Source organism: bacterium, from assembly GCA_022616075.1.
In the GTDB taxonomy this organism is placed as follows: domain Bacteria; phylum Acidobacteriota; class HRBIN11; order JAKEFK01; family JAKEFK01; genus JAKEFK01.
This window is the reverse complement of the sequence record JAKEFK010000335.1, coordinates 1-4,518: the sequence shown is the minus strand read 5'-3', so window position 1 is coordinate 4,518 and position 4,518 is coordinate 1. Positions and strand designations below refer to the sequence as shown.

Genomic DNA, 4,518 nt, shown 5'->3' with positions numbered 1-4,518 from the left:
TTCTTTCCAATCGGAAACTTGGGTCCCGTTTTCGTAACAAAGAAACTGAATGAATTGCCTTCCGGAATTGATCTGAAGAAATGGGATCACTGGCGTTGTTCGATCGGGGATCTGGAAATTTTCTAACCATGGCGCGTATCGTTTATATTGTAACGCAACCGATCACAGCCCGTTATTTACTGAACGGACAACTGGCTTTTCTTCAGGAAAAAGGAATAGAGCTGTTTCTGATTACATCACCGGGAGAAGATCTGGATGTTGCAGTAAAACGAGAAGGAGTCTCAGTGTATCCAGTCCCGATGCAAAGAGAAATCCATCCTCTGGCTGATTTGATCTCGTTGATACGTCTTTTTCGCGTGCTGCAAAGACTGAAGCCACAAATTGTGAATGCAGGGACACCAAAAGCAGGCTTGCTTGGAATGATCGCTGCTCTTCTTGCCGGAGTACCCATTCGCATTTATATGCTGCGCGGGTTACGGCTAGAAACGAAGAGTGGATGGCAAAAGTTTGTACTCATACAAACGGAACGCATCGCATCTCTTTGCGCTCATCATGTGATTTGTGTAAGTTCAAGCTTGGTGCAAAAGGCAATTCGCTTTCGCCTCGTAGATCCATCAAAACTTCGAGTACTTGGAAAAGGGTCTTCTAATGGTGTAGATGTCGAACGTTTCGCCACGCCGCCTCCGAATACCAAAAAGCTGATGCTTGAACAATTGGGAATCCCGGAGCAAGCTCCGGTCATCGGATTTGTTGGCCGGATCACAAAAGACAAAGGCGTAAAGGAGCTGGTGGAAATCTTCGATCGTCTTTTATCTTCATTTCCGAATCTTCACCTTCTGGTGCTCGGCGACTTCGAACAGGGTGATCCCGTGGATCCAAACGTTCAGCAACGATTGAAAAGTTTCCGACAGATTATTCGTCCTGGTTTTGTATTCGATACTTCCCATTATTACCAGTTGATGGATGTTCTTGTATTTCCATCTCATCGTGAAGGATTTCCGAATGCGCCGCTCGAAGCAGCCGCTGTCGGAGTTCCAACGGTTGGTTTCGCAGTCACAGGTGTTGTCGATGCCGTAGACAACGGAATCTCTGGAATCCTGGTTCCACCCTTTGATGTGACTGAAATGGTTCACGCGATCTCACAATATCTTTCGGATCCGTCGTTGCGGCAATCGCATGGACAAGCGGCGCGAAACAGGGTATTCCAATGGTTTCAACAAAAAGAGGTTTGGGAACGGCTGTATCAGTTTTACAGCTCAGTTCTTACAGACAGTATGCCGGCAAAGGTCTGATTTTCCGATGATGAAACGTTGCATGGATTTCTTCACGGCAGCCATTATGCTAATTTTGCTCTTTCCCATCCTGCTCCTGATCTCAATTGTTATTCTCATCAAGCTGGGCAAACCTGTGTTGTACCGGCAAATGCGGCCCGGTTTCCGTGAAAAGCCATTCCCGATTTACAAATTCCGAACGATGAAAGAGATTCGCGACAAAGATGGCAACCTCTTGCCGGATCATGATCGGTTAACAGAATTTGGAAAATGGCTGCGAAGCACGAGCCTGGATGAGCTTCCCGAACTCTGGAATCTGCTTCGCGGCGAAATGAGTCTTGTAGGTCCAAGACCTTTGCTGATGCAATACCTTCCCCGGTACAATTCAGAGCAGCGAAGACGTCATCTCGTGAAACCGGGAATTACCGGTTGGGCTCAAATCCACGGCAGAAACGCGCTCTCATGGGACGACAAATTTCGTCTTGATGTCTGGTATGTGGATCATCAAAGTTTCTTGATTGATTGTAAAATCCTGCTGATTACAATCTGGAAAACCTTCAAAAGAGAAGGAATTGCCGCCGATGGACATGCAACCATGCCTGAATTTCTGGGTTCAGAAGCAGTGGAAAAAGCAAACGAATCTCACCTGTAGCCTGCCAGATCGCAAAGATCCTCGTACAATCGTAGAGCCTTCCCGTTGACTTCTTTTGTTGATACCGACCGGCTCAGTGAAGAATCCGGGAAGGAACGATCCACTTTTGTTTCCAGAAAACTTTCGAGTTGTTGCAACCCCTTTCCTTCCAGCACCTGATTGTAATGAAGGAAAAGCCATTCTCCTTCGTGACGGTGAATTTCAAGAATATGCCGGTACAGGCATGCCCAGAGATTGACCGCATCCTCAAATTGTAAAACGATTTTACGAGCATATTTGGGTTCTCTGGATTCTTTCACAATGCTGCTAGCAGTCGTTGCGGGATCGCGAAAAACACAAACAAAACCGGTATTCCGTAAGTAAGGTTTCCAGGCGGGCAGGGTGTAAGAAAAACGAGGATCCTTAAAACAAAAAGGCTCACGCGAAACAGCATTGCGGATTCTATCTACAATCGCAGAGGAAGACTGGATTTTTATCCCTACAGGAAGTTGCGCCATCCAATTTGCGCCACGCCTCGGACGATTCTTGAAAAACCATCTACCAAGTATCGGTGGCCTTCTTGGAACAACCCCATCCAGCAAAAGCTCATTGATTGAATTGATCTCTCTGTCCTCAAAAAATCCTTTGGGATTGCTCAAATTTGGCGAAATCAGATCGTCTCCCACGTGATATCCGGAAGCTGAGAGCGTTCCCGCAACCATACTGGTACCGCTTCTTCCCGATCCAAGCACAAGGCAGTTTTTCACTTAATTGCTATCTTTTGATCCAGCGTTTTGCTTTTCTCAACCAGGAATCCTGCCGGGATTTGCGGTGTTCGATGGCAGTATGTACGTATTCCCTGCTTAGCCCGAGGATTCGGGCAGTAACACTCACCGATCCTTCATGCGCGCAGGTTCTGGCAGTCAAATTCCGAACAAAAACACTCCCTTCGGGTTCAACCGCAGTCTGTGACCGGGGTGCTTCCGGAGTTTTCTGTAACTCGGTCAAGAAATCCGTGGAAGCGCCGGAAAGTTCCGCAACCAATCCTGTGTTTCCATAATGTGACAAAAGCCTGCGCAGACAGGTTTCAATGAGCTGCATACCGTGGCTTCTTGGAAATTCATGCGCCGGCGCAGGGCGGCTGAGGAATTCACACAAAGGACTCCATTTGTCTTTTAGGATGTCGACTTTCAAAATGAGCAAGTCATGATTTCTATGTTTAAAAAATAATTCCACCCGGGCGGAATGCCGTTCATAAGCTTCAGCAAACAATTTTCTATCAAAGCGGTCTGTTCCGTAGAGATGTTTGTGTAATTCGGTCAGCAGGAACGAATTATCAAATTGGTCCTTCATGAGCAGCCAGAATTTTTCACAGGAATCCAACCACGCATCGCGGGAACGGATGGTGTAAATGTATTTGCTTCCAGGGAAAAAATGGTCCAATCGCTCAAAATTGTCTGCGATCACTGCGTCTGTAGCCGCCTGATGCTTTCGAATCTGCTGCAAAGTTGTAGGAGAATGGATAGCGGTATAACCCAGAATCCTTAGAGCTTCCGTTAAACTGCTTGTCCCGCTTCTTGATAGTCCAATGCCGAAAATTTTCGAGTCCATACACTGCTCCTGCGGTTTTCGCTAGAAAAACAGATCAAGAAACAACCGTTTCAGGCCGCTGCTTAGCTTTTTAAAATCTGATTCGTAAAGAACGCGTTTTGAATAGGGATCGAAAATCTAATTTCCGTTTTCAGCATTTATCCGTTCAGCAATTCTGTCCAGATCATCAAACCGGGCATGAAGGATTTTGACAGTGCCGTTGATGAATGTTGGAAATACGATCCTGCAATTGTATTCAGGCGGAAGCATGTAGAAACTCAGGTCGCTTTCCCAGATCGTTTGTCGAAATGCAGGTTGGTCGTGCATAACCGATCCCTGCTGACGGTGCATTTCGTAAAGCTCCTGCCATCGACGAAAAGCGAGTTGCACCTTTGGTGTGTTTTGAAAACCGATCACTCCTGTGTTGGGCTCTGAAAAGGCTTCGGGTATTCCTTCAATTCCCCATTTTCTCTTTGTTTTCCGGTCCCACGAGATCCTCCACGGCGCGTGCGAAACTGCAAGCTCAAAGCGATTGAGTAAATCAAAAATTTCAAATACCGGTTCCGCTACAAACGTATCGGTATCCAGAAACAACAAACGATTTTCCGAAACCTCACTGTAGCAATTCGTTTTATCAATTACGCTGTAATGTGGCTGATCCACTTTGATGACCTGATCAAACAAAGATGATTCAACCATCCGGTCTGAATGAAGAATGATTTTCAGATTGGGCATCTGCCGGCGAAGACTTTCAGCGGATTGTTTCGCCTCCTGAACAAATTTTTCACCGGTAGCTACATAAACAGCTGCGCAGTCTTTATGATTCATGATCTGCTCTTAAACATTCCGTGATCGCCTGAAGCCAGCCTGGACGCCTATTTTCTCATAGTTCCCACTCCACATGAAAAACTATAAGAAAAAGATGAAGTATCAGTGGAATAGACATCCAGATTGAGTTTCTTATAAAAGAAATGCGATACTACTTTCTATGAAAATCCGTTTCATCTTTCCGGGAATTTTGCTGCT

The 4,518-nt window shown here is 46.0% G+C and carries 5 protein-coding genes; 2 read left to right on the top strand and 3 right to left on the bottom strand.

Annotated features, from left to right (window positions below):
* The first annotated feature begins 128 nt into the window (after positions 1–128).
* Together L0156_26135 and L0156_26130 are read left to right on the top strand one after the other, a co-directional pair.
* Positions 129–1,292 carry a glycosyltransferase family 4 protein gene (locus L0156_26135; protein ID MCI0606479.1) on the top strand — a complete coding sequence of 388 codons (1,164 nt, stop codon included), beginning with the start codon at positions 129–131 and terminating at the stop codon, positions 1,290–1,292.
* Positions 1,293–1,299: 7 nt separating this feature from the next.
* The gene (locus L0156_26130; protein ID MCI0606478.1) at positions 1,300–1,923 is read left to right on the top strand and encodes a sugar transferase; all 624 of its coding nucleotides are present in this window, start codon (positions 1,300–1,302) and stop codon (positions 1,921–1,923) included.
* On the opposite strand, the gene L0156_26125 is transcribed toward L0156_26130, so the two are convergent.
* The 3 genes from L0156_26125 to L0156_26115 all read right to left on the bottom strand — a co-directional run bounded on the left by L0156_26125 (position 1,914) and on the right by L0156_26115 (position 4,320).
* Positions 1,914–2,669: a sulfotransferase gene (locus tag L0156_26125; GenBank protein MCI0606477.1), complete on the bottom strand. Its 756-nt coding sequence runs from the start codon at positions 2,667–2,669 to the stop codon at positions 1,914–1,916. The two genes, L0156_26130 and L0156_26125, sit on opposite strands and share 10 nt — an antisense overlap.
* Before the next feature lie 7 nt (positions 2,670–2,676).
* A complete protein-coding gene (locus L0156_26120; protein ID MCI0606476.1) occupies positions 2,677–3,513 on the bottom strand; it encodes a hypothetical protein in 837 nt (278 codons plus the stop codon).
* A gap of 117 nt (positions 3,514–3,630) precedes the next feature.
* Entirely contained in the window at positions 3,631–4,320 is a 690-nt protein-coding gene (locus L0156_26115; GenBank protein MCI0606475.1) for a glycosyltransferase, read from the bottom strand.
* Between the last annotated feature and the right edge of the window lie 198 nt (positions 4,321–4,518).

Excerpts from the sequence above, each read along its gene's own strand:
- L0156_26135 (MCI0606479.1), top strand. The coding sequence starts at position 129 with ATGGCGCGTATCGTTTATATTGTAACGCAACCGATCACAGCCCGTTAT.
- L0156_26130 (MCI0606478.1), top strand. The coding sequence starts at position 1,300 with ATGATGAAACGTTGCATGGATTTCTTCACGGCAGCCATTATGCTAATT.
- L0156_26120 (MCI0606476.1), bottom strand. The coding sequence starts at position 3,513 with ATGGACTCGAAAATTTTCGGCATTGGACTATCAAGAAGCGGGACAAGC.
- L0156_26115 (MCI0606475.1), bottom strand. The coding sequence starts at position 4,320 with ATGAATCATAAAGACTGCGCAGCTGTTTATGTAGCTACCGGTGAAAAA.